Annotated in this window: 24 protein-coding genes; 16 read left to right on the top strand and 8 right to left on the bottom strand. The window is 46.2% G+C overall.

Features of this window, described 5'->3' with window-relative positions:
* Positions 1-168: 168 nt before the first annotated feature.
* From ACYRYG_RS04245 to ACYRYG_RS04235, 3 genes are all read right to left on the bottom strand, one after another.
* A complete protein-coding gene (locus tag ACYRYG_RS04245) occupies positions 169-606 on the bottom strand; it encodes a DUF6078 family protein (RefSeq protein WP_293423283.1) in 438 nt (145 codons plus the stop codon).
* A gap of 454 nt (positions 607-1,060) precedes the next feature.
* Entirely contained in the window at positions 1,061-1,444 is a 384-nt protein-coding gene (locus tag ACYRYG_RS04240; protein ID WP_293418070.1) for a hypothetical protein, read from the bottom strand.
* Between the two features lie 340 nt (positions 1,445-1,784).
* The gene (locus tag ACYRYG_RS04235; RefSeq protein WP_293418068.1) at positions 1,785-2,234 is read right to left on the bottom strand and encodes a type I restriction enzyme HsdR N-terminal domain-containing protein; all 450 of its coding nucleotides are present in this window, start codon (positions 2,232-2,234) and stop codon (positions 1,785-1,787) included.
* A gap of 215 nt (positions 2,235-2,449) precedes the next feature.
* Between ACYRYG_RS04235 and holA the strand changes: the two genes are divergently transcribed.
* From holA to ACYRYG_RS04215, 4 genes are all read left to right on the top strand, one after another.
* Complete coding sequence (holA, locus tag ACYRYG_RS04230) at positions 2,450-3,481, top strand: DNA polymerase III subunit delta (RefSeq protein ID WP_293418066.1); 1,032 nt, start codon at positions 2,450-2,452, stop codon at positions 3,479-3,481.
* An 860-nt stretch (positions 3,482-4,341) separates the two neighbouring features.
* Complete coding sequence (locus ACYRYG_RS04225) at positions 4,342-4,812, top strand: helix-turn-helix domain-containing protein (RefSeq protein WP_460197725.1); 471 nt, start codon at positions 4,342-4,344, stop codon at positions 4,810-4,812.
* 227 nt (positions 4,813-5,039) lie between these two features.
* Positions 5,040-5,816 carry a dihydroorotate dehydrogenase electron transfer subunit gene (locus ACYRYG_RS04220; RefSeq protein ID WP_293418062.1) on the top strand — a complete coding sequence of 259 codons (777 nt, stop codon included), beginning with the start codon at positions 5,040-5,042 and terminating at the stop codon, positions 5,814-5,816.
* Positions 5,804-6,712: a dihydroorotate dehydrogenase gene (locus ACYRYG_RS04215; protein ID WP_293418060.1), complete on the top strand. Its 909-nt coding sequence runs from the start codon at positions 5,804-5,806 to the stop codon at positions 6,710-6,712. The genes ACYRYG_RS04220 and ACYRYG_RS04215 overlap by 13 nt, the downstream gene beginning before the upstream one ends.
* Positions 6,713-6,733: 21 nt before the next feature.
* Here the strand turns inward: ACYRYG_RS04215 and aroC are convergent, their stop codons facing one another.
* A complete protein-coding gene (gene aroC, locus ACYRYG_RS04210) occupies positions 6,734-7,810 on the bottom strand; it encodes a chorismate synthase (protein WP_293418058.1) in 1,077 nt (358 codons plus the stop codon).
* 67 nt (positions 7,811-7,877) lie between these two features.
* On the bottom strand, positions 7,878-8,471 hold the full coding sequence (locus ACYRYG_RS04205) for an FKBP-type peptidyl-prolyl cis-trans isomerase (RefSeq protein WP_293418056.1): 594 nt from the start codon (positions 8,469-8,471) through the stop codon (positions 7,878-7,880).
* 334 nt (positions 8,472-8,805) lie between these two features.
* On the opposite strand from ACYRYG_RS04205, the gene ACYRYG_RS04200 reads away from it, so the two are divergent.
* Positions 8,806-9,171 (top strand): hypothetical protein, encoded by a 366-nt coding sequence (locus ACYRYG_RS04200; protein ID WP_293418054.1) that lies wholly within the window; start codon positions 8,806-8,808, stop codon positions 9,169-9,171.
* Between the two features lie 165 nt (positions 9,172-9,336).
* Positions 9,337-10,212: a M48 family metallopeptidase gene (locus tag ACYRYG_RS04195; RefSeq protein ID WP_460197723.1), complete on the top strand. Its 876-nt coding sequence runs from the start codon at positions 9,337-9,339 to the stop codon at positions 10,210-10,212.
* A gap of 61 nt (positions 10,213-10,273) precedes the next feature.
* On the opposite strand, the gene ACYRYG_RS04190 is transcribed toward ACYRYG_RS04195, so the two are convergent.
* A complete protein-coding gene (locus tag ACYRYG_RS04190; protein ID WP_460197722.1) occupies positions 10,274-11,785 on the bottom strand; it encodes a phage tail sheath family protein in 1,512 nt (503 codons plus the stop codon).
* Positions 11,786-12,113: 328 nt separating this feature from the next.
* On the opposite strand from ACYRYG_RS04190, the gene ACYRYG_RS04185 reads away from it, so the two are divergent.
* The 5 genes from ACYRYG_RS04185 (at position 12,114) to ACYRYG_RS04165 (ending at position 17,164) form a co-directional block, all read left to right on the top strand.
* On the top strand, positions 12,114-13,265 hold the full coding sequence (locus ACYRYG_RS04185) for an IS110 family RNA-guided transposase (protein ID WP_460197721.1): 1,152 nt from the start codon (positions 12,114-12,116) through the stop codon (positions 13,263-13,265).
* A 511-nt stretch (positions 13,266-13,776) separates the two neighbouring features.
* Complete coding sequence (locus tag ACYRYG_RS04180) at positions 13,777-14,238, top strand: NfeD family protein (protein ID WP_293418072.1); 462 nt, start codon at positions 13,777-13,779, stop codon at positions 14,236-14,238.
* A gap of 53 nt (positions 14,239-14,291) precedes the next feature.
* Complete coding sequence (locus ACYRYG_RS04175; protein ID WP_293418048.1) at positions 14,292-15,242, top strand: SPFH domain-containing protein; 951 nt, start codon at positions 14,292-14,294, stop codon at positions 15,240-15,242.
* 40 nt (positions 15,243-15,282) lie between these two features.
* On the top strand, positions 15,283-16,425 hold the full coding sequence (locus ACYRYG_RS04170) for a UDP-N-acetyl glucosamine 2-epimerase (protein ID WP_293423277.1): 1,143 nt from the start codon (positions 15,283-15,285) through the stop codon (positions 16,423-16,425).
* Positions 16,426-16,435: 10 nt separating this feature from the next.
* Entirely contained in the window at positions 16,436-17,164 is a 729-nt protein-coding gene (locus tag ACYRYG_RS04165; protein ID WP_293423275.1) for an SDR family NAD(P)-dependent oxidoreductase, read from the top strand.
* Between the two features lie 10 nt (positions 17,165-17,174).
* On the opposite strand, the gene ACYRYG_RS04160 is transcribed toward ACYRYG_RS04165, so the two are convergent.
* Positions 17,175-18,467 carry a metallophosphoesterase family protein gene (locus tag ACYRYG_RS04160; protein ID WP_293423273.1) on the bottom strand — a complete coding sequence of 431 codons (1,293 nt, stop codon included), beginning with the start codon at positions 18,465-18,467 and terminating at the stop codon, positions 17,175-17,177.
* A gap of 146 nt (positions 18,468-18,613) precedes the next feature.
* Here ACYRYG_RS04160 and ACYRYG_RS04155 point away from each other — a divergent pair, with 146 nt between their 5' ends.
* The gene (locus ACYRYG_RS04155; protein WP_293418040.1) at positions 18,614-19,945 is read left to right on the top strand and encodes an MATE family efflux transporter; all 1,332 of its coding nucleotides are present in this window, start codon (positions 18,614-18,616) and stop codon (positions 19,943-19,945) included.
* A 107-nt stretch (positions 19,946-20,052) separates the two neighbouring features.
* Here the strand turns inward: ACYRYG_RS04155 and ACYRYG_RS04150 are convergent, their stop codons facing one another.
* The gene (locus ACYRYG_RS04150; RefSeq protein ID WP_294731313.1) at positions 20,053-20,901 is read right to left on the bottom strand and encodes an energy transducer TonB; all 849 of its coding nucleotides are present in this window, start codon (positions 20,899-20,901) and stop codon (positions 20,053-20,055) included.
* 442 nt (positions 20,902-21,343) lie between these two features.
* On the opposite strand from ACYRYG_RS04150, the gene ACYRYG_RS04145 reads away from it, so the two are divergent.
* The 4 genes from ACYRYG_RS04145 to ACYRYG_RS04130 all read left to right on the top strand — a co-directional run bounded on the left by ACYRYG_RS04145 (position 21,344) and on the right by ACYRYG_RS04130 (position 24,748).
* Entirely contained in the window at positions 21,344-21,808 is a 465-nt protein-coding gene (locus ACYRYG_RS04145; RefSeq protein ID WP_293418036.1) for a LexA family protein, read from the top strand.
* Positions 21,809-21,830: 22 nt separating this feature from the next.
* The gene (locus ACYRYG_RS04140) at positions 21,831-23,141 is read left to right on the top strand and encodes a Y-family DNA polymerase (protein WP_293430015.1); all 1,311 of its coding nucleotides are present in this window, start codon (positions 21,831-21,833) and stop codon (positions 23,139-23,141) included.
* A gap of 54 nt (positions 23,142-23,195) precedes the next feature.
* A complete protein-coding gene (locus ACYRYG_RS04135) occupies positions 23,196-23,762 on the top strand; it encodes an AraC family transcriptional regulator (RefSeq protein ID WP_460197719.1) in 567 nt (188 codons plus the stop codon).
* A gap of 77 nt (positions 23,763-23,839) precedes the next feature.
* Positions 23,840-24,748: a 2-dehydropantoate 2-reductase gene (locus ACYRYG_RS04130; protein WP_293418030.1), complete on the top strand. Its 909-nt coding sequence runs from the start codon at positions 23,840-23,842 to the stop codon at positions 24,746-24,748.
* The last annotated feature ends 150 nt before the right edge of the window (positions 24,749-24,898 follow it).

Below are 24,898 nucleotides of genomic sequence, written 5' to 3'. Positions count from 1 at the left end.
GTAGATGCAGACGTATACTGTGGTGTATACAGGAATCAGTTGACAGCCTTTGTGGTTAAATTACCATTCAGTTGACAAGATTATTTGTCAACCTCAGATCAGGCTGTCAGCGATTTCGGTAATGTGCCTTTTCGGTTGACAGTTGTCTTCCAACTGGCCCGTCAGGTATTACCAATCGTAGACCTCTTTGCCGCCATCAAATACCAGGTTCTCCGTATAGCCATACTGGCTGAAGAGATGGATAATCCAGTCCTGTTGTTCCGGAGTCAATATTCTTTCTCCATGATCATATCGGTAATAGGTGCCATTTCCACCTAAATACTGTTTGATAGCATTATGCAGCGAGGCCGAATCACATCGCTTGACATCCTTGAAAATCGTATGAAATCCCCATGCGCCTTGTATAATCCGTTTTTTCTTAAAATATTCACACTTGCTGCCTTTCAGGGCAGTCGGGTAGGTCGCGAATCCGGAATGTTCATCCTTATCAATGTGAAGTCCCGCGAAGTACCGGATACATTCTTCAGCCATAGGGCAATCTGATAGCAGACAAATCTGGTAACATCTGGGTGTTGTGATCGTTTCCTTGATATATTTCTGTGTCATAATATTTTGTTATTTTACGATGAACTACATTCAGTACAAAAATAATGATTTTTTTCCTGATTTATATCAGGAAAGATGTAGATATTGTATATTTCAATGTATATCTCTACATTAAAAAGTGATCTTTATTCGTCCGGTTAAGGGCATCTGGAAGGGAATTCTGTCTTGATAGGGTTAGGTAATGGCATCAACTTATTGAGTCCGGTCCCTTTTGATTGTTTACCTTTTCAGGCTGTTCCATCCTGCTTGCAGGAAAATATAAGCTTGCTGATGATTATTGGAAAATGTATCTAAGCAATTAACTCTGACTTCTATTGGCAGTGAAGGGAAGAGTTATACGGTCACGAAATAATTTTATTCAATAAGCAATAAGAGATGTAGGGTTTCGTCTCTGAGGGATTCGGATTCACCGGTCATCGGTACCGCCAGTTATACGGGGCGGTACCGGAGAGCATTATTCATCCTTCTTTCTGGAGAGGAAGTGGCTGATGGGGTGTTCATCGCCACTCAGGAAGATCTCTTTGTAACGTGTCGTAAAGGTCTTGTTCCAGGCATAGTCTTCTTTTTGGGAATGGCTTACGTATGAATTGGGGTTGTGTGGCATATCTCTGTGGGTGAGGGCGCAAATTTCCCGCATCAGACTTTTGTATTGCCGCGCGTTCCCGTGTTTGTCAGTGATGGCAAACTGCAGGAAGAGTTGGTGTGTCCAGACACATAAATCTGCCATGGAGCCGTTCCACAACAGTCCGCCCTCTTTTCCTTTTTCAAGAAGCCAGGCATAATCACTCACTAGAACATGATTCATCTTTTCTTTGGTCAGGTTTTGATTTTCAGTCATAATGGTTTAGTTTTAAAGTTAATGAATAGAAGCGCCAGTTGGTTACCTTACTTTAAACGCTTATTTGTATAGACAAAGATAGGAAAAACAAAGGAGAAAAGACTACTAATTACGATATTATTCAAAATTAGATATTTGTATAGATTTCATACATCCGGATGGCAGTCAAAGGACATTTTCGGGTAGGAACAACTTTTCTTTTATTCATGTATTTTTTCTGACGATCAGGACTTTCTGGCGGATCAGATCAGACCCGGTCCTTTTTGTTGAGTAGGACCGGCTGGAAGAAACCTTGAAGAGGTTGTAGGTCAAAGACATACTGACCATGTCATGCCGTCTGTCATAGTTGCTCATAGGAGGGAATATCCTTTAAAAAAGAGTAACCCTGACGAGGATAGTCCATCTTGCAGATGTAGTGACGGATACCGTTGGAAACAATCAGGTAATCAACATGAAGAAGAAGATTATAGACTGAAATCTGGTCAAAGACTTTCTGAGTCACCGGAATATTCGGTGCCTTGTATTCGATGATCATCCGGGGGTGGAGATCGTTTCCGTAGAGTATGCTGTCTGCACGCAGGACTTTATCGCCAACCTTCAGTTGGATCTCGTTCTGCATCAGTGTAGCCGGATAGCCGCGATGTTCAATCAGAAAATGGATAAAATGCTGGCGGACCCATTCCTCAGGAGTCAGTGCTACATATTTCCGGCGGAGGAGGTCAAAAATGGCCGGTCTCTCCTGCGTACCCGAGAGTTTGACCTGGAAATCAGGTAAATTTAATGGTGTCATTTCTTTTTTCCTGTTATGAATGAAGGCGGTGAATACAGATGAAAGTACGATGGGTCAGATTTGCTATCATTCCTCTGACTTAACAAAAGCGGGAATTCTTTTTGAGTTTCATCCGATTTGCATTACCTTTGCATGAGCCTTTTGCAAAGATAATAAAAAAAAGAATCCGGGGAAAACGGATGCAGCTATTTCTCAGAAGGTCTTATGGAAAAACTATGGCAGATAAGAATTCTACGGTAACATACGGAACAGTGATGCGGGATCTGAGGGCCCGGAAATTTGCGCCAATATACATTTTGGGTGGACTGGAATCTTATTATATCGATAAGATTTCGGATTATCTGGCCCAGAATGTCCTGCAGCCGGAAGAGCGTGATTTTAACCAGACGATCGTCTATGGGCCGGATGTCACGGCTGCTCAGGTTGTCGACATGGCTCTCCGCTATCCGATGATGTCTGAACATCAGGTCATCATCGTGAAGGAGTCACAGGCCCTGAAGAACCTGGATCCCTTGGAGGGCTATTTTGAAAAACCGCAGAAATCGACGATCCTGGTGTTCTGCCACAAAAACGGCAAACTGGATCTGAGGAAGAAGGTTTATTCTCTTGCCCGCAAGGCGGGTGCTGTCATTTTCGAAGGAAAGAAATTATACGACCGGGATTTGCCGGGCTTTATAGATACCTATCTGAAAGCAAGGGAGGCAACGATCGAACCAAAGGCTGCTCAGATGATTGCCGACCATGTCGGCTCTGATCTGAACAGGTTGACTTCCGAACTGGACAAGATCCTGATTTCTCTGTCGAAAGACCAGAGGAGGATCACCGCAGACCTTGTCGAAAAGGAAGTGGGGGTGAGCAAGGACTTTAATGTTTTTGAACTCCGGAAAGCACTTGCCCAGAAGGATATTTTCAAGGTTAATGAGATTGTCATATTTTTTAACAAAAATCCTAAATCCTATCCTGTTTTCCGCCTGCTGCCCCAACTCTTTTCTTACTTCCAGAATCTATTGATTGTGGAGTATATGCCTGACCGGAATAACCAGAATGCGGTGGCCGCAAAACTTGGGCTTAGAGGGGGATGGGCCGCATGGGATTATATGACCGGACTAAGAAACTATGGCCCCGGAAAGGTCATTCAGATCTTGGAAAAAATCAGGGAGGTTGATGCAAAAAGCAAGGGTATCGGGAATCCGAATACCAGTGGGGGAGAACTGATGAGGGAGTTGATCTTCTTCATCCTGCACTGATTTAACAATTATTTAATAGGTAATCAAAGGTATTTGAAGCCCGATTTTCAACGTTTTCAGTGAAAATCGGGCTTCTTCAGTTCACAAATGAGGGAAATCGGGCCCTTTTTTCGCTGGTTGACAACTTGAAGATGATGCTTTTTTCCTGCTGAAGTGCCCTGTTTTCAGTAAGTTATGTCGAAAAAAGGGCTCTGAGAATCGTCTGCTTGAGAACGATTCAAGCATCTGCCTGAATGGTGCGATTTATAGAGAAACGGGGCTTCAAGAGTGGTCATAGATTTTGTTTTTACATTTATTAATGTTTACATTTGTGTACTTTAGCCTTGTAAATTTACAATAGCAAAAGCGATATTTACATCTTCACGGTTATATTCAATGATTGTAAACGTAGTATCGTTTTATTGATATTTAAATCAAAACCGATATATATGGTTTTATGAATGTATATAAATATTTATACGTAAAGGCAATACACAATATATAACATTGGTATTCAGTGATTTATGTTAATATTATCAAGATGTAAAACCAAAATAAGTTTTAAAAGTGTCCATTATTTGCATCAGACGGTTATTTTACATTTGTGTTTGCGAATAAACCCCTATAACAGTCAGTTAATTGCGATAATCCTTTTTATAAACCCTTTGTAGCCAGTCTGGACCAACTACTGTTGATTTGTAAATGTAAACGTGAACCTTTACATTTGTACTCTTTATGTTCGTAGATATTAAACTGTAAATGTAAAAATGAAAAGGAAAATTTGATTCTACATTTGTTGCTCGGTTCGTTTTTTTGTTTTACCTTTGTAAAATCAAAGGAAAATCCTTTTTGAAGGTATTACGCTATTGATTATGGCAGAAATGAAAGACAGAATCCGGCAATTAATGGAGAGTCAGCACATGACCCAGCAGGTCTTTGCCCAGACCTTGGGAATTTCGTCAGCCTCTCTGAGTAGTATTTTTACCGGTCGGACCAATCCGACCTTAAAGCATGTGGAGGCGATCAAGCACCGGTTTCCGGATATTAACCTTGACTGGCTGATGTTTGGAGAAGGACCGATGCAGTTAAATACGGATCAGGAAAATGACCCGGCTGAAGAGGAGGGCACTTCTGTTTCTGATGTGCAGGAACCGAGTCTGGATTTTGGAGAAAATCCTCAGTCTTCATTTGCTGATCCTTCTAAAATTTCCGAAGAATTCAAGGCGGATAACAGGCCTCATAGCCGGCTCGTTAGTGGCGTAAAATATATTGACAGACCACAACGTAAAATCAGAGAGATCCGTGTCTTTTATGATGATATGTCATGGGAGGCTTTTGTTCCTCAGAAATAGTTACGGAATATCTGTTTTCCGGTGCCTTTTCTGGAAAGAGTTTTTGGGTAGGGTTATTCTTTCTTTTTCTGTTGGCGAATGACGGACAGGTCTGGTGAGCTGGTGTCTGAGCTTTTGTGTGCCCGGATAAATACCATAATATAATAGGTGTAAGCGTTATTTTTTCCAAACCTTACCCTTGTTACGCCTCTTTTTTGTACCTTTGCACGAACCTGAGATACATAAAGATGAAAAAATACCTGTTGGACCTCGAGGTCCTTTCTACGGAAATGCTCAGTGACATACATGCACTCATCAAGTTGACCGCACCTGAGCCTTTCCCAGAGATGGATCCGGGGCAGTTTGTCGAGGTACGCGTAGATGATTCCCCTTCTACGTTTTTGCGTCGTCCTATTTCTGTTAATTATATCGATCGTCAGAAAAATGAACTCTGGCTGTTGGTTGCTGCAGTTGGTGAGGGTACTCGTCGCTTGACGAGACTTCAGGCCGGAGACCGGCTTAATTGCATACTCCCGCTGGGGCATGGTTTTACCCTCCCGAAGTCACATGGAGAAAAAATCCTGCTTGTCGGCGGCGGTGTAGGAGTGGCCCCATTGCTTCTTTTAGGTTCGGAAATCCGGAAGGCAGGAAGCGATCCCATATTTCTTCTGGGTGCGAAGAGCAAGGACGGTCTGTTGGAAACAGACCTGTTCAAGGAGTATGGACGAGTTTGTGTCACCACCGAGGACGGATCAGCGGGCGAGAAAGGTTTTGTCACCCAGCATTCAGTCCTCGGGGAAGAGCATTTCGACCGGATAGCCACCTGCGGGCCAAAGCCAATGATGGTGAGTGTGGCCCGTTATGCTGATCAGGCCGGCATTGAGTGTGAAGCCAGTCTGGAGAACAGTATGGCTTGTGGGATCGGTGCTTGTCTCTGCTGTGCAGAGAAGACTATTGACGGCAATGTGCGGGTATGCCAGGAAGGCCCCGTGTTCAATACAAGGAAATTACTATGGCTGCATTAAATGTAAAGATTGACCGGCTGGAACTGAGAAATCCGGTGATGACAGCGTCCGGAACTTTCGGATATGGCCTTGAATATGCTGATTTTATGCCCCTCCGTGAGTTGGGCGCCATCATTGTCAAGGGTACTACCCTTGAGCCCCGTGAGGGGAATGATTATCCCCGTATGGCGGAGACTCCTGAGGGAATGCTCAACTGTGTAGGACTTCAGAATAAAGGTGCTGATTATTTCTGCAGGCACATCTATCCCCAGATCAAGGATATAGATACTAATATGATTGTCAACGTGAGCGGTAACTCTCCTGAGAACTATGCAGCCTGTGCCGCCAGGATAGATGCTCTCGACCGTATCCCTGCCATCGAACTTAATATCAGTTGTCCGAACATCAAAGGAGGAGGTATGGCCTTCGGCGTGACCTGTGAGGGAGCTGCAAGTGTGGTGAAGGCTGTCAGGGAGCGTTATCACAAGACACTGATCGTAAAACTCTCTCCTAACGTAACGGATATTGCCGACATTGCCCGTGCCTGTGAAGCCGAGGGCGCTGATGCAGTATCCCTGATCAATACGCTGCTGGGAATGGCTGTAGACATTGAAAGAAGAGAGCCTGTCCTGAGTATCCGCACAGGAGGACTGAGTGGCCCGGCTGTCAAACCGGTGGCTTTGAGAATGGTCTATGACACAGCCCATGCGGTCAGGATTCCGGTGGTCGGCCTGGGTGGAATCAGTAATGCCCGGGATGCGATAGAATTTATGATGTGTGGTGCCACTGCCATACAGGTAGGTACAGCCAATTTTCTCGATCCTACTGTGACCCTGAAGATCAAAAATGGAATCAATGACTGGCTGGACCAGCATGGTGTGAAAGATATTCATGAGATTATAGGAGCTATCGATTAGATGCTCCTATAATCAGCGTTTTTATAACTTTACTGTTTTGTTCAGTAAATAATTGTCCAGGATAACCATGGCAGCCATGCTTTCCACGATAGGCACGGCGCGTGGGAGGACGCAGGAATCATGCCGCCCGCGTGCTGTGAGGACAGCAGGGTTGCCCTGGAGATCAGTGGTGTTCTGTGGCATGAGGATTGTTGCGACAGGTTTGAAGGCCACCCGGAAATAAATGTCCTGTCCGTTGCTGATGCCCCCCTGGATGCCCCCACTATGATTGGTGAGCGTTGTAATCTTGCCCTCCTTATTCATAAAGGGATCATTCTGAGTGCTTCCGTGGCCAGTTACGCCGGCGAATCCCTCTCCGTATTCGAATCCTTTGACCGCATTGATACTGAGCATAGCAGCCCCCAACTGTGCATGGAGTTTGCCGAATTCCGGTTCGCCCAGTCCTGCTGGGCAACCCTGGATGACACAAGTGATGATTCCCCCCACCGTATCATTATCCGATTTTACCTTCGCAATGAGTTCAGCCATTTCTTCTGCCTTTTGCTGATCCGGGCAGCGTACGATATTATCATCTATTGCAGACAGGTCATATTTATGATAATCCCTGTCAAGGGCAATGTCTCCGACCTGCGAAGTATAGGCGTGGATGCTGATACCCAGCGTGTTCAGAGCCAGTTGGGCCAGAGCACCTCCCACGCAGCGGGCGATGGTGATACGGGCCGAGGAACGTCCGCCGCCACGATAGTCCCTGATGCCGTATTTCTTATAATAGGTGTAGTCTGCGTGAGATGGCCGGAAAAGATTACGCATGTTATTGTAATCCTGTGAACGCTGGTTGGTATTACGCACCTCAAAGCCGATGGGAGCCCCCGTCGACTTTCCCTCAAAGATACCGCTCAGGAATTCCACATGGTCAGCTTCCTTCCTGGCCGTAGTCAGACGGCTCTGTCCCGGTTTACGGCGGTCGAGTTCGTGCTGGATAAAGTCCATGTCGATGTCTATGCCTGCCGGGTAGCCATCTATCACACCTCCGATAGCAGGTCCGTGACTTTCACCGAAACTCGTCAGCCGGAATAGATTTCCAAAGGTATTTCTCATAAGATTTATCTTGATGGTTTAATGTGCATTCTGTTACCTGGACCATGCCAAGGCAGATACTGCCCGTTTAGTGGCAGTTTCCGCAGCACTGCTGGTCATCACCGCAACTGCCGTTGCAGCTTCCGCCGTTTTCGCAGTCTCCGCAACTGCAGCCACCTCCGTCCTGCTGTCCATGGATCATCTTCTCATAGTCAGCAAGTTCCTGTTCAGTAGCCTCGCGGGTTTCTAGTATATGGCCCATGAATTTCAAATCCTTTCCCGCCAGCGGGTGGTTGAGATCCATCTTGACCTGAGTATCACTGATCTTCAGGACATGACCGAAAAAGCGGTTGCCGTCAGCGTTTTGAAGCGGTACTACTGCCCCTTCCTTGATATGTTCCTCGTCAAATTTCCCATTTATGGCAAAGATTGATTTGTCCAGGTCAATGACAAGAGAATCATCATAGTTGCCATAAGCTTGATCATGCGGGATCTCAAATTCAAAGTTGGCTCCTTCCTCTAATGGAGTAACATTGTCTTCAAAAGCCTGGAGGGCGATGCCGAGTCCACTGATAAAATTGAAAGGCCGCTTGTCTGTGGTCTGTTCGATTAACTCTGATTTACCGTCGGTGGTATCATACAGTTGGTAGGACAAGTTGATGTACTTGTTGGATTTGCTCATTTGCTTTATTTTGATAGTTATATTGCAAGCAAAGGTACGAAATATTTTTTGAATTATAGCCAGACCAATAAATAATAATGAAGTATTATGGCACAGTTTGTCATCTGTCAGAAGACGAATGTGACAAAGTGATTAAAAAACGAAAGGAAAGCTCATTCTTTGATTTAAGTCAAGAAAGGTGTCTGAAATGAATAAAAAGATAGGGAATTGTTGGTTGTGCACGGAAACAGTCGTATCTTTGTCGTGTCTTTAAAGAGAGACAATAAAGGATAATCGTTTTAGGGTAATGTTTAACAAGAGCCGTTTTCAGGAAGGCTCACAAAAAGGTAAAAAGATGAAAAAGATGATTTTAATGGCTGTTGCACTGCTCAGCATGACTACAGCAACATTCGCAGCAAACGATGAAAAAGAAGCCACTGCTACAGCAGCAGCTTACAACATGAATTTTAATATGAACAGTCTGTCTAACGCTCTTGGTCTGGAATTTGACCAGGAAGAGGCTGTAGAAGATGTTCATCACAATTTCTCTGCAGAAATGATGAATGCCGCACAGGCTCCAAAGGCTGACCGTAAAACTATGGTTGACAAGGCTATCAACAAGGATTTGAGATATATGCACTCTATTCTTTCAGAGAGCCAATATCATAAATATCTGCAACTGCTCAATGTCACATTGAACAATCGTGGTATAGAGAAATAAAGAAGCTATTTTTTTAATGAGGAAGCGCTGTTCTCTGTTGGGAGCTGCGCTTTTTTTGTGTCCTTATCTTTCCCTGTTTATTAGAAAATAGAGAAATTCTTTGGAGTTATCGGGAATAAATTTTATTTTTGCATTTCGGTAAATCATGAAAGAATAAATATAAAAATGAAAAAACTAAAATTCTTGGCCCTTGCCTTCCTGACGTTTCTACTAGTTGCCTGCGGAACTTCTGAGACCGTTCCCATCACAGGCCGAAAGCACAAGATAGGAGTTTCTGATGAGCAGGTGCTTGCCTTATCCAATCAGGAATATACCAAGTATATGTCTACAGCCGTAAGATCTACAAATGCAGCGAATACAGCGATGGTAAACCGAGTTGGAAGGCGCCTGGCCAATGCTGTGGATTCCTATTTGAATACACATGGTTATCAGAATGACGTGAAGAATTTTCATTGGGAGTTCAATCTTGTCCAAAACAAGGAAGCCAATGCCTTCTGTATGCCCGGGGGAAAGATTGTGGTTTATGAAGGACTGCTGCCTTATACACGGGATGAGACCAGTCTGGCTATCGTGCTGGGCCATGAGATTGCTCATGCTGTGGCCAAGCACAGTGCCGAGCAGATGACCAAGCAGCAGAATCAGCAATTGGGCACGAATATCGGGACCAACATTATCGGAGCCGTCACCGGGAACAGCGATCTGGGGACTGTCGCCGGCCAGGTCGCCGGACAATATTTCAGTTTCCTGAATTTGAAGTACAGTCGTGAGGATGAGTTAGAGGCAGATCATATCGGACTGATACTTGCTGCCATGGCCGGGTATGATCCGGAAGCAGCCATTCCCTTCTGGAAGCGGATGTCCGCTGCCAGTGGCAATGCCAATATCAGTGATTTCATGAGCGATCACCCGAGTGATGCGAAGCGTATTGCGGCTCTGCAGGCTGAGATGCCGGAGGCTTTGAAATATTATCAGTCATATAAGACGACTCATAAATCTTATCCAATATCTTCTTACAGGACGAGTCGCAGAACGTCTAATTGAGGCTATCGATGTTCCACGATGGATGGGCTCATCTGAATTCTTTGTTTGTCTTTTGATCATTTCAACTCTTCTGCATCTGCAGCTCGAAGGTGATTTCGTTAAACTCCGCCGGACGGGTCATGGCCATAAATACGGTAATGCGCATGATGCCGTTGAGTATGTCGTTGCTGATCATTGTATCACCAAGTCCGACATGTACTTCATAGGCCTCTTCTGGGGTTGCTCCTGCCAGTCCGCCACGTTTCCACACACTGCGTAGAAAATTATCTAGCATTGACTTTACGTTTATCCACGTGTTGGCGGTGTTGGGTTCAAAAACATAAACTTTTGCAGCGTTTTCAATAGATTCTTTAAGGAACATCATTGTGCGGCGTACGTTTATGTAACGCCAGTCCTGGGAATTGCCGTCCAGAGTCCGCGCCCCCCAGACTTTGATGCCTTCTCCAATGAATGTACGGATAGCATTTACAGCTTTTCCGTTCATGGGCATATTCAAATCTCCCTGCATGGTATCATCGATATTTTCCGTGGGACTGTTCACGCAGTTGATGAAGATATTTGCCGGAGCTTTCCATACGCCGCGTGTGTTGTCTACCATCGTGTAAAGTCCTGCCATGGCAGCGGAAGGCGGCAGCAGGTTCAGTGTATCCTTTACTTTGTCCACGATACTCTGGTAACCCGGGAAGTTTTGCAATAGGGCATTGTGAAGGTCGTTCTTCATGGCGGTGAGTTTATCGGAAGTCAGTTCGGTGGCATTGATCTGATTTAGTATTTTATTAAAGTAGGCGGGAATTTGAGTATCTTCAGGAACGAAATCTTCTATAGTTGAATGATCACTCCATTCCATCATTTTCCCGTCAATATCTTTATCAGAGAGCACAGAGGCGTTCAGCCATGGATAATATGCAGCTCCATACGAGAGGAAGTCAGTGCCGATATTTGTTCGAAAAGCCGTTATTTGCTCGTTTATCTGTTCACCTTCATGTTTGGGTTGAACGTCAAGGATGGCAAATCTGTCCTTCATCTTCCCACAGTGGGCCAGCATCTGTATCTGAATATCCTTGTAGTCAGTGGAAAAAACTGCTTCAGGGACGACAACCATAGTGATTTCCTGTTCTTTTTCCAAAGAGGCAAGAGCTTGAGCGACATTACCCTTGTTAATGGATTCATTTTTTTCATACGTTCCCACGGATACGATATAGCATGTATTTCCGCCATTGGCAAAAAACAGGATAATCTGGTAATAGAGCGAATAAAGTATTTTCGGTTTGTCGACTTTTATAATTTTCCTTTTGTCAAGAGAAGGAATGCTGTAGAAGGGTTTGGAAGCATTAGTGTTAGGTACATCTGTAACAGATAGAGTGAATTTAGGAACAGGTGCGCCACCGAAATACTGCTGGAATTCCGCCATAGACGTGATTTTCCACGGTTGGCCACTTAGTGAGTCGGCACCGTTTATGGCTTTTTCTGTAATGCCGATGAAAGCTGGGATCGCAGTAGGGACTTCAACTACAGAATTGGGGAAGGCGTTCTTTTCTACGATATAAACGCCGGGGGTCTTCTTTGCTGCCATACTTCTGAAATTTTAATGATTAAACAAATCGGTTAATAAAAGTGTAATCATCCAGGCTTTACTCGTTGATATTCCTACCATTCTATATTTTCGGATGGCATGTAACCTGCTGATTCATAGATGCAAATATAGATAAAATTTTGGAAATTATAAGCCAGTTAAGATAAAAAACGAAATAAATTCTCTCCAGTCAGGTGAAGAATAATTACTCTGTTTGCATGAAATCAAGGCCGCCATACGCTTAATCCTGTCCCATGTGCTCTGCGTCACAATTTTTTATTATATTTGAAGCATAATTTTTTTTATTAACCTTCAAAATTTCAGGCTTATGAAAGCAGTATGTGGCCTTGACGTCCACAAAGATAGTATTTATCTTTGTGTCTTGAAAGAAGACGGAGAAGTTATTGAAAAAGTTTTCGGAGTTTTAACAGTCCAGCTTGCAGAAATGAGGGAATTGCTGCAGTCCAGTCATGTAGACGAGGTCTCAATGGAAAGCACGAGCATTTACTGGATTCCCATCTGGCGGGTATTATCCCCATATTTCAGGCTGCGGCTGGTCAATCCGTATTTCATCAGGCAATTACCCGGTCACAAGAGTGATGTGAAGGATGCCCAATGGATTGCCGAATGTACGATGAAAGACCTGGCGAACAGCAGCTTTGTCCCTCCGGAAATCATTCAGCAGCTCCGCCAGTATGACCGTCGTATTTTCGATCTTGATCAGGAAATCGTACGCAAGCTCTCCAAACTGGATGCCGTGATGCAGCGTTGCAACATCCGCCTGAGCAACTATGTCTCGAATGTAGACTGCAAGAGTTACAAGGAAGTAGTCCGCAGGATAGCGGAAGGGATTACCTGCCCGGAAGATCTGATAGAGGAGATCCACGGGCGGATCATCAGGCATCACGGCAGGGGAACGATACTGGGAGCTCTGACAGGGGTCATATCCCGGGCAGAAACGGATGTCATTGGACAACTGCGTGAAGAGCTTGACATGGCAGAGAAGCATAAAGAGGATTGCCAGAAAAAGATGCTGGAAATCTGCAAGAGAGAATTTCCAGCTGAGTTGAAACGGTTACAGACTATACCGGGAATCAAGGAAAGAGCGGCTACATCATTGATCGCAGAGATCGGAACGGACATGAATAAGTTCGAAACCGCCGGCCATCTTGCATCCTGGAGCGGATTGAAACCGAGAAACGACGAATCCAACAGGAAAATTAAGTCAAGACACATTACCCACGGAAATGTCTTCCTCAGAAGGACCATCATTGAATGTGCATGGGCTGCCAGCCGGACCGGAAACTGCTTCTTCAGCAGGTTCTCTTATCATCAGACTCAGGTCAGGAAGAAAAACAAGATGAAAGTCCTTGTTGCCGTAGCCAGAAAGCTGCTGGTCGCAGCATGGCACATACTCCACGACAAAGTGGAATATATTGACTTCACAACAGATCGTCAAACATCCCTCTCGTGCGGATGACTACGATATACCGTCCATGACCAGGTTATTATCTTTGTGATGGCTTTGACCTCGTTTACAAATTAGCCAATGCTATGGACGGCTATGGAAGCCTGTTTGAGTATAACTCGTAGAGGAAAGTATTATCTATGCTCATTTACGCCATTGCGTAAGTGCAGGATGGCTGGGCCCCCTGTATTATCAGCTTAATATATAATTGCCTGTTTTATTACTCTCGGGCGAGAATTTATTTTGGTTTTATAGAGGAAAGATATGAAAATAATCTATACGGGCAACTTTTTCATCATTTATATACAGCAAATTTGTCAATATACTGCTGACCAGATACTGATAGGAATGGATAATACTTTATCAGATATTTGTTGGTTGCTGTTTTTCATGATCTCATCAGTAACTGACAAAACAGTCTAATTTTATTAAAATAATGTTCTTTTCTTATTTTTTGTTTGATTTGATTTTTTATTTGTATCTTTGTCTCAGATTAACCACTTTTTTAGATAAATAGATGACTATGATAGAATATATCGGACAGAATTTATGGCTGTTTTGGGTTATTGTCACCTGTGTGTGTCTGATCCTCGAGTTAAGTTCCGGAGATTTCTTTGTTACATGTTTTGCCATTGGTGGTCTCTTTGCAATTATAGCTTCTGTAAGTGGCCTTCCCTTTTGGGCCCAAGTACTGATATGGGCAGTCTTTTCGATGCTCAGTATCTGGCTTATCCGTCCCCGGCTGCTAAGGCGTTTTCATAGCAAGGATCATGAACGTTCGAGCAATGCTGATGCCCTGATAGGGCGTGTAGGAACAGTCATAGAGCCGATCACTCCTCAGGAGAGCGGTTATGTCCAGGTAGACGGCGATCAGTGGAAGGCGGTCTCTGAACGTGGCGAAATCTTCAGGAGAGGAGAAAAGGCAAAGATTGTCTCCCGGGATTCCATCATCGTCAAAGTGAGAAAATGTAATGCAGACAAATGATGATCTGGGCCGCATTACTGAATATGAATTTTGAACACTAAAACATTACGAATATGGTAGGAACAGTTGTATTAATTGCTATTGTTATTTTAGCTCTGATTTTTGTCAAGTCAGCCGTTGTCATCATTCCCCAGAGTGAGACCCGCATCATTGAGCGACTGGGGAAATATTATGCCACATTAAAGCCTGGTATCAACCTGATCATCCCCTTTATCGACAGGTCCAAGATGATTTATGCCATGAACAACAGGCGTTATACCTACACCCATAAGATTGACCTTCGGGAACAAGTTTATGACTTTGACCGTCAGAACGTTATTACCAAAGATAATATCCAGATGCAGATCAATGCCCTGCTCTATTTCCAGATCGTGGATCCGTTCAAGGCTGTCTATGAGATCAATAATCTTCCTAATGCTATCGAGAAATTGACCCAGACAACGCTGCGTAATATTATCGGTGAGATGGAACTGGACCAGACCTTGACCTCCCGGGATGTGATCAATACCAAATTGCGGGGGGTCCTGGATGACGCTACCAACAAATGGGGAATCAAGGTGAACCGTGTGGAGCTGCAGGACATCATCCCGCCGGAGAGTGTACTCCAGGCGATGGAGAAACAGATGCAGGCTGAGCGTAACAAGCGAGCCACTATCCTGACCAGTGAAGGGGAGAAACAGGCTCAGATCCTACAGTCGGAAGGTGACAAGGCGGCCATCATCAATAAGGCTGAAGCTGCCAAGCAGGAAGCGATACTGAATGCCGAAGGTGCCGCTACGGCACGTATCCGCACAGCGGAGGCCGAAGCGGTGGCTATCCAGAAAATCACTGAAGCCGTGGGCAAGAGCACGAATCCTGCCAATTATCTGTTAGCACGGAAGTATATTGACATGCTTGGAGAAGTAGGCAGTGGCGACAAAGCCAAGACTGTCTTCCTGCCGTATGAGGCAACCAGCCTGATGGGCAGCCTCGGCGGCATACGTGAACTTTTCAGAGTTCAGTAGTTTTTGGCAGAGACGTGGAATTTAATCAAAAACAAGTAGCATGAATATCTGTATTGTAGCGGGAGCGCGCCCTAATTTTATCAAGGAAGCTCCTATCATCCGGGCCCTGCTGAACAAGAAGGGGTGTCCGGAGTCGGTATCGGTACAGTACCGGTTGGTTTATACCGGCGCGAAGGATGATCCTACACTGGAGAAATCTCTTTTTGAAGATTTGCAGATTCCCGGGCCGGACGCCTGTTTAGGCGTTGTGGAAGATAACCTGAATGAGTTGACCGGAAAAGTCATGTCAAAGTTTGAAGAGTACCTCCAGACTTATCCTGCTGATGTCGTCATTGTCGTAGATGATCTGGCCAGTGCGATGGCTGTGGCTATTGTGACGAAAAAGCGCGGGCTCATCCTGGCGCATATTGCCGCAGGAACCAGGAGTTTTGATATTTCCATGCCTAAGGAGGTCAACCGCCTGGTCATTGACGGACTCAGTGATATTCTCTTTACGGCCGGCGTGAGCAATAATTCCATCGCCAGCAAGGAAGGGGCCGAACTCTCGAAGGTCTATATGGTAGGAAATATTCTCATGGATAATATCCGCTACAACCGTAACCGGATGGTCCGTCCCTCTTTTCTCAGGGAGTCTGGTATCAGAGACGGAGAATATATTGTGTTTACGCTTAACCGCAAGGCCCTCATCTCCGATACGAATCATCTTTTCGAGATGCTTTCAAAAATGCTTGCGGCAAGTGGCGATGTCCCCATTATTGCAACCTTAAGGAGCGAGGCTGAGGAGGCCGTCGTGGCTTTAGGGCATCATCACGGCCTTGACCTCCATGCCGTTCATCTTATAAAGCCACTCGGATACCTGGAGTTCGGCTATCTCACTTCACATGCCAGGGGGATCATAACAGATTCCGGTAATGTGGCTGAGGAAGCTACCTTCAATCAGGTGCCTTGCATCACCTTGAACAGTTATACGGAGCATATTGAAACCCTTACGGTGGGTACCAATGTGCTGGTGGGAGAAGATCCCGGTCGGTTAGCCAAAGCGGTGGAAGACATGGTGCAAGGCAACTGGAAAAATTCCGGTATCCCTGACCGGTGGGATGGAAGGAGTGCCGAACGGATCCTGAGGATTCTGCTGGAAGTACGGAACAATGGATGTGGAAAGCCTCTGGTTATTCCTGAATAACTGATGATTTATGGCAAAGAAAGCGATTATCATAGGCGCCAGCAGCGGGATCGGCCATGAGGTCACCCGGCTTTTGCTGGATGAAGGATGGACAGTAGGGATCGCTGCCCGGCGGAGAGAAAAGTTGGAAGAGATCCAGACAGTAGCCCCTGAACGGGTTTCTGTCGAAGTCATTGACGTGACGGCAGAAGATGCTCCCGGAAAGTTGCGCCATCTCATCGGGATGGTGGGCGGAATGGACCTGTATTTTCATGCTTCTGGCATAGGCAGCCTGAACCCGGAGTTGAAAAATGCCGGCATAGAACTCAGCACCGTGAAGACGAACGGCCTGGGGTGGACGCAGATGGTCGGCGAAGCCTACCGCTATTTTGCAGAACAAGGACATGGTCATCTTGCCTGTATTACAAGTATTGCAGGGACGAAAGGACTGAGTCCTGCACCCGCCTATAGTGCAACGAAGGCTTTCCAGCAGAATTATCTTCAGGCCCTGGAGCAGCAGGCCCATCACCGGAATCTGGATATTCATTTCACGGATATTCGTCCCGGGTTTGTGAGCACCCCGCTGCTGAAAGGCTCTCACGCTTTCCCCATGCAACTTTCCGTGGAGGTTGTCGGAAGGTCAATTGTCCGGGCTATCAGGAGAAAACAACATGTCAAGGTGATCGACTGGCGCTGGCATATCCTTACCGCCGCCTGGCGTCGCTTGCCCCGGTGGATATGGAGGAGGATCAGTTTGTAGGTATCCCGGGTTACCTCAGAGGGATGGAGAGTTGCAGGTCGTTGGTGATGCTGGCATGATCCGTTCCATACATCGTGATATTATCCAGCATACTGGTGATGACTGTCTTAAGAGAGGAACTGAACATCATCGGAATTTTCAGGCTATGAAACAGAGCACTGTTGTCCCGCAGGTTTTCGTTGCCGTCACTGTGTACGATATAAGCCTCTGCCACTGCCTTGATCATGGAAGAGGGGATAAAGGAAGGGGGAATGCTCATCCGGTTCCGGGCAACTGATTTGATATGGCTGATTATATAGTCTGTGATCCTTTTCCGGGAATAGTCTTTCAGATCTGCACAACTAGCGATGCGGGTAAGGTATCTGGTCTGCACATCGAGATGGCTTAGATCTTTGCTGATGGTCAGCTCCCTGAAAGAACAGGGGTAAGTGATGGTAGAGCCCGTATTGATGTCATAAATGCTGTCAGTCCTGTCGGCATTATAGTCTTTTCCGATGTCATTGGTATGGAAATGTCCGGTCAGGATGACATGCACGCCACTTTTCAATAGTCGTGCTCTGACGGTTGTATCATTTCTGATGACAGAAGAGGGGAGGAAATGGTTGATGCCCGTGATATGTTCCATGAGCGGATGATGCATCATGGCGATGACCCGATAACCCTCTTTCCTGGCTTGAGCCACCTGGTCGCAGAGCCAGTTGAGTGTGCTGGCACTGAGTTGTCCCGTGTCGGAATCAATTCCGAGGAGTTTGACGCCCTTGCATAACGTCCGCATATAACTTAAAGAGTAAGGGTCTCTGACCGACTGGTCATCATAGCCGAAGGAACGGTAGAGGTCAGCAAATTCTGTAGCAAAAATGGTTCTAGCCTTTTTTGTACTGTCGCCTTCATAATATACTGCACCGGAAGTTCCCAGGTCATGGTTGCCAGGTATGACAAAGGCCGGAATTCCGGCCTTTAAGAGTGTGTCCAGTCGGCTGACAACATATTCATGGCTCAACAGAGCACCATCCTTTGTCAGGTCACCAGGGATCAGCACGGCATCCGGTCTCTCCTTGAGCACCGTATCCACGAGAGCGTCAAAGATTTCTGCACTTTTGTCCACCATCTTCCGGCTTCCGGCGAGATAGTTCTGCCACGCTTTGCCGTCATTGACGAGCAATCCGGGAGCCATCACGTGAGTGTCGGAAATCAGGAACAGGTGTACTTGTGCCGGCGCAGTGGCCGCAACGAGGAGAAACAGGAAGAGTACTGTTCTCTTCAGAAAATAGAATTTTTGCCTGGTCAGGATTTTTTCTTTCATGCCCGTTCTTTTATGGATTTTTTGCATTCTTATGTTTGTACTTGATCTGTGGATCATTTGCCAAAGGCAAAATTAAAGAATAAGAATGAAAGAAGCAAGTTTTCTTTTGTTTTTCATAATTCTTTATTGTATCTTTGTCGTCTCAAATGGCAAAAAAGGATAATTACGACTTTCTCACTTCCGCACCTGTTCCCAAGGTTATCCGGAAAATGGCGGTACCGACAATTATATCGATGCTGGTTACGGGTTTTTACAATATCGCAGACACCTTTTTTGTCGGCCATCTCAATACCCAGTCCACTGCAGCCGTTGGAATCGTGTTTTCCGTCATGTTTATTATCCAGGCTTTCGGTTTCTTTTTCGGGCAGGGCTCCGGAACGTATATATCCAGGGAATTAGGTGCGAAGCGGCACCGGAATGCAGAAAAGATGGCCTCCACAGGTTTTTTCCTTTCCTTTATGTTCGGGTGCCTCTTGCTGATCGTCGGGGAATTACTACTCACCCCGTTGTCAATATGGTTAGGTTCTACTCCTACGATCCTTCCCTACACAGAAAAGTTTATGGGTATTATCCTTCTTGGAGCACCATTTTTTACCGCTTCACTGACTCTTAATAATCAGATGCGGTTCCAGGGCAATGCCTCTCTGTCCATGATTGGGATCGTGACAGGATCATTATTGAATGTGATCCTTGATCCGATATTGATCTTCGGCTTGCACATGGGGGTAGAAGGAGCAGCTTTGTCTACGGTTATAGGGCAGGTCGTTTCTTTCTTCATCTTGATCCGGATGACTTTCAGTGCAAGGAACATCGGGATTTCTTTCAAGAATTTTTCTCCTTCCTGGGATTTCCTCAAGGAGATTTTTTACGGTGGAAGTCCGTCGCTTTCCCGTCAGGGCTTGAGCAGTGTAGCCATGATCGCCCTGAATATCAGTGTCGGGAGGTATGGAGATGCCGCCATTGCAGGTATGTCCATCGTCAACAGGATCACCATGTTTGTCATGTCTGCTGTGATTGGTCTTGGGCAAGGTTTTCAACCTTTATGTGGTTTCTGCTATGGTGCCCGCCTGTATGACCGGTTGAAGAAGGCCTTTTGGTATACGGTGAAGATTGGAACGGTCTTTTTAGTGATCTGCACTGTCGTTGGTATCTGTTTCAGTTCTCAGATCATCATGATATTCCGGAATGATCCCGATGTGGTTCGTATTGGCCATGTGGCCTTGATCTGGCAATTGTCTACATTCCCGTTAGATGCTTTTTCCATGGCAAGTAATATGATGACTCAGGTATGCCGGAAAACCTGGCGTGCCAATATCCTCTCATCGGCACGCCAGGGACTGTTTTTCATCCCATTGGTTATCATCCTTCCACGATTCTTTGGCATTTTAGGTGTAGAGATGTGCCAGAGCTGGAGTGATGTCCTGGCTTTCCTGTTGACGATTCCGATAATGGTTTATACGTTCAAAGAACTTAAATAAAGAGAATAGTCATCAGAGAGATTTTCCCGGTAATGACTGCTCTGATGAGGGGTGGACTATTCTTGAGTGAAAGATAGATTCTTTTCTTTGACTTAAGAATGAAGGTTTTACAAATGAAAGACGATAGGGATAGAGAACATGGTCTGGCATGGCCTGTCATCATGAATTCCTGGTTTCCATTTTGGCATTTTATGCACCACTCTCAATGCCTCGGCATTCAGGAGAGGATGAGCAGATTTCGTGATTCTGATGTTACTGAGGGTACCGTTCGGATTGATGATGAAAGAGACGATGACTTCCCCCTGGATCTTGCTTTTCAGTGCCGCAGGAGGGTACTGGATATTCTTGTCGAGCCATTTCATGAGCTCTACCCAGCCGCCAGGGAATTCCGGTAACTGTTCCACGATACGGAAGTTGATGGCCTGGTTGTCTGGAGTGGTTTGTGTCAAGGCTTGCAGCTCATTATTATGAGCCTTGTCCCCGCCCTTTCCCGTAGTAGCTACACTGGAGTCAGCCCCTTCCGTACTTTCCCCTGCATTACTGGTTCCGCCCGGTGAGCCGTTATTATCCATCGTAGCCGCATCAGGAGGGATGACCGGCCGCTCCTGTTCCTCTCCGAACATTTTCAATACCTTTTCGCCTTGTTTGACTACTTTGTGGGATGCATATCCCGATTGACGCCGGGACAACTGGTTCCCCTGGGCCAGGGGAGGGAGAGCTTTCATGTTATTAAACTCCACGCTTTTGATGTCGCGCAGGTTCATGGAATGGTTTTCGATGAAGATGAAAATACCTGCACCCAGCAAGATGACTACAGCAGTGCCGATAATAATGAGCAGAGCCATCAGATTCCTTCTTGGAGCTCCCCGGCGAAGCCTGTAGGCTCCGTATTTCTTGTTCCGGCCGGTAAATACCAGATCCAGCCATTTCGGGTCATTTAAATCTACTTTTGGCATTGCATGATTTTGTCTTTTCCTTCGTTTCTATCGGATGGGACCAATAAGGAAATGGCCCCTTCTGATGTCAGGTGGACTTTCAAATCGCAAAGTTATGTTTTTTTCTCTCGAAATCCAAATTTTTACAGGCAAATGTTCCTTAAATATTCGTTGTATCCTGATCTTTCCGTTGGCATCTCATCTGCTGTTGGTCCTGCTCCTGCCGGGTTGATCTGATCGGAGTGTTCACGTGGACCTTCGACCGGTACTGGCTTCCCCCTGGTTCCGCGGGTCAGCCTGGGAGGATGGGACAAGTCCTTCAGGGAAGTGAATATGATGGATTCTGTAAAAAATTCAAGAAAGAAATTTGGAGAATTGAAGGGAAAAGGTTAAATTTGCGAGGACAGAACCCCCGGCCTCAGGAGATAAAGGTTTCCGGGTGTTCTTTCAGAGGAGGATGATTATGGGAAAGTCGGTCAGTCAGAACAAGCAGAATGAAGTGATGCTCCTGAGGAGCACCTTCGACCAGCGCCTTACCTTAAAGTATGCACCGGCGATCAAGGCCGGTTTCCCGTCACCCGCTGAGTCATACGAGGTGGACTCACTGGATTTCAACAAGGATATGATCCGCCATCCGGATACCACTTTCTATGGCCGGGTGAGAGGTGATTCGATGATCCAGGCGGGGATCCGTGATGGGGATATACTGGTAATAGACCGCTCCCTGGAACCCCGTAACGGTGATCTGGTGGTTGCCTTCTATGATCATAAATACACGGTGAAGTTTTACGATAATACCCATTATGCTGAGGGGTACATAGAACTGAAACCGGCTAATCCTGAATATCCGGTGTTCCACATTACTGCGACGGATGATTTTACGATATGGGGGGTTGTACAGTATACGATCAAGAACTGGCGTAAATAGAAAATAAGGGGAGTGTAGCAGAATGAAATATTATGCTCTTGTAGATGTAGATAATGCGTACGTTTCGTGCGAGCGTGCCTTTCGTCCGGACTTGAACGGAAAGGCGGTTGTCGTATTGTCCAACAATGATGGTTGTGTGGTGGCGCGGAGCAATGAGGCCAAGGCGATGGGCATCGAAGGAGGTACACCTTATTTCAAACTTTCCCAACTTTTCCCCGGGAAAGAGATTTATGCTTTTTCTTCAAATTATGAACTTTATGCCGACATGACACGACGCTTGATGAATATCGTGAGACGTGACGTACCGGAATTTCATCGTTATTCCATTGACGAAGGGTTTTGCGTCTTCCCCCGGATGGAGGATTCTGATCTGAGAATTTGGGGCAGGCGATTGTATGAGCGTATCTGGCGTGGATTGGGAATACCCGTGAGCATCGGCATTGGAAGGACGAAGACACTGGCCAAGGTAGCCGGACGTTTCGCCAAAGTCTATACGGGGTACCATCACTGTTGTCTCATTGATACAGACCGCCAGCGCTTGAAGGCTCTGAGTATCTTTCCTATAGACAAGGTGTGGGGCGTCGGCCGTCACTGGGCGGAAACTCTTCTGGCATCACGGATCAGGACAGCCGGAGATTTCGCCGATCAACCGGAATCATGGGTACGTGCACGGTTCAATGTGACCGGGCAGAGGACGTGGAAGGAGTTGAACGGACAGGATTGTATCCTTACGGAAGATATGGACCTGGAGAGGGCGAGGAAGAAAAGTATCTGCGTCTCCCGTTCCTTTCCCCATCCGGTCTGCCAGTATGAAATGATCCGGACACATCTGGCGAATGATGCGGCAAGGTGTGCAGAGCGGCTGCGTCAGCAGCATCAGGTCGCTTCGGGAATAGGTGTTTTTATCGATACTGACCCTTATCGGGGTGACGACCATCCTCAGGGGATGTTCAAGATAGGTACCTTGCTGACTCCTTCCTGTAGCACGCGGATCATCGTGGATGCAGCCTTGCAATGCTTCCGTAATATTTTCCGGCAAGGATATGCCTATAAGCGCGCGGGGGTACTGTTGACGGAGGTTTGTCAGGACAGTGGCATTCAGACGGATTTCGGGGATTACCGGCCGGAACGGTACCGGAAAGAGTGCCGCCTTGATGCGGTCATAGACCAGATCAACCGGACCAACGGACGAGAGACGGTCGTCCTGGCGGCGAGGCAATATCCGGCAAGGGACGGAAAAGACAAGGCGGTGAAATTTGCTGATGCGATCAGGAGAGACCGGAAGAGTCCTGAATATACCACGAGATGGTCAGACATCCTGGAGGCAGAGTAAAAGATACTTCCGGGCAGGGATGTCTTTCGGATTTTTTAAGATAAGGAGATGAGAATGAATACGACGCTTTATATCAAGAACATGGTCTGTGACCGCTGTATCATGGCGGTGGGACAGGTCTTGAAGGATCAGGATCTACATGCCCTGAGCGTGGATCTTGGGGAGGTGTATGTAGAGGATGTGCTCTCTGACGGACAACGGGACCGTCTCCGCAAAGCGCTTGAGGATCTGGGGTTTGAACTCCTGGATGACAAGCGGCAGCAGACGATCGGACAGATTAAGAATGCTATTATCAAACTGGTACATTACCATAATGACGATTCTGCCGTGAACCTCTCTGATTATCTTTCGGAGATGCTTCACAGTGATTATTCAGCATTGAGCAAACTTTTCAGTGAGGTGGTCGGGAAGACCATCGGACGCTATTATATCGAGCAACGGGTGGAGCGGGTAAAAGAACTGATCAAGTATGACCAGTTGAGCCTGACTCAGATTGCCAACAAGATGAACTATTCAAGTGTGGCCTATCTGTCCAGCCAGTTCAAGAGTGTTACGGGAATGACTCCGTCAGCCTTTAAGGCTCAGAAAAAGAATACGCTGAAGGCTTTGGATAAAATATGACCCTTTTCTAATGCCTGCGCGTCTATTGGCCGGGCTTCGCCGGTCATCAAGGAAGTAAAATTTAAAAACAAGAAAATATGAAATACGGAATAATAGGAACAGGTGCCATTGGTGGCTATTATGGGGCAAAACTGGCAAAAAGCGGACAGGAAGTACATTTTCTCTTTCATCGTGACTATGATGTGGTCTGCAAGAAGGGACTTCAGGTAAATTCCTGTGATGGTGATTTTCATCTTTCTCACGTACATGCCTATCAGCATGCAGGGGACATGCCGCAGTGTGATGTCGTGTTGGTGGCCTTGAAATCGGTCAATGAGGCATTGCTGAATACATTGCTGCCCCCGCTTCTTAAACCGGATACTCTGGTGGTACTGATCCAGAACGGCATAGGTGTAGAGGCTGATGTCCAGAAGTCGTTCCCCGGGGTCGGACTGGCAGCAGGGGTCGCTTTTGTCTGTGCGGCCAAGACAAAACCGGGCATCGTGGACCATCAGGCCTTGGGGGCAATCAATATAGGTAATTACAGTTGTAAGGATCCCGCCCTCATTGATCATCTGGTGGCTGAGATGAAAGCTGCCGGCATTGCTGCTAAGAAGATGGAATATCTGAAAGCCAGATGGTATAAGGCGGTATGGAATATGTCTTTCAACGGGATGACTGTTGCGCTGGATACGACTACGAAGGAGCTGGTTTCTGATCCGGATGCGGTCAGGTTGATCAAAGCGTTGATGATAGAGGTGATTGATGGTGCCAGGGCTTGTGGCGTCGAGGACATTAATCATGAACTGGCAGATAAGGTGATCGAGAATACCAGGACGATGCCCCCTTATCTGCCGAGTATGAAACTAGATTATGATTTTCACCGTCCGATGGAGATTTATTATCTCTACACTCGTCCGATAGAGGAGGCCCGCAAAGCCGGATGTGAGATGCCCCGGTTGTCTATGCTGGAGTCTGAACTGAAATTCAAGGAGAGAAACCGTTAACGGGCGGTTTCTCCCTGGATGAAGTAACTATTCAGCCATTCATTTTATGCCACAACAGTTTCATCGCAAAGGCTCGCTGGCAGAGACTCCCTGTCATAATCACAAAGCAGGGGCCATTTCATCCAACTGATTGAAAATCAATGAAAAATC

It is taken from the genome of Segatella asaccharophila (assembly GCF_054687055.1).
This window is presented reverse-complemented; position numbering and strand designations above follow the sequence as displayed.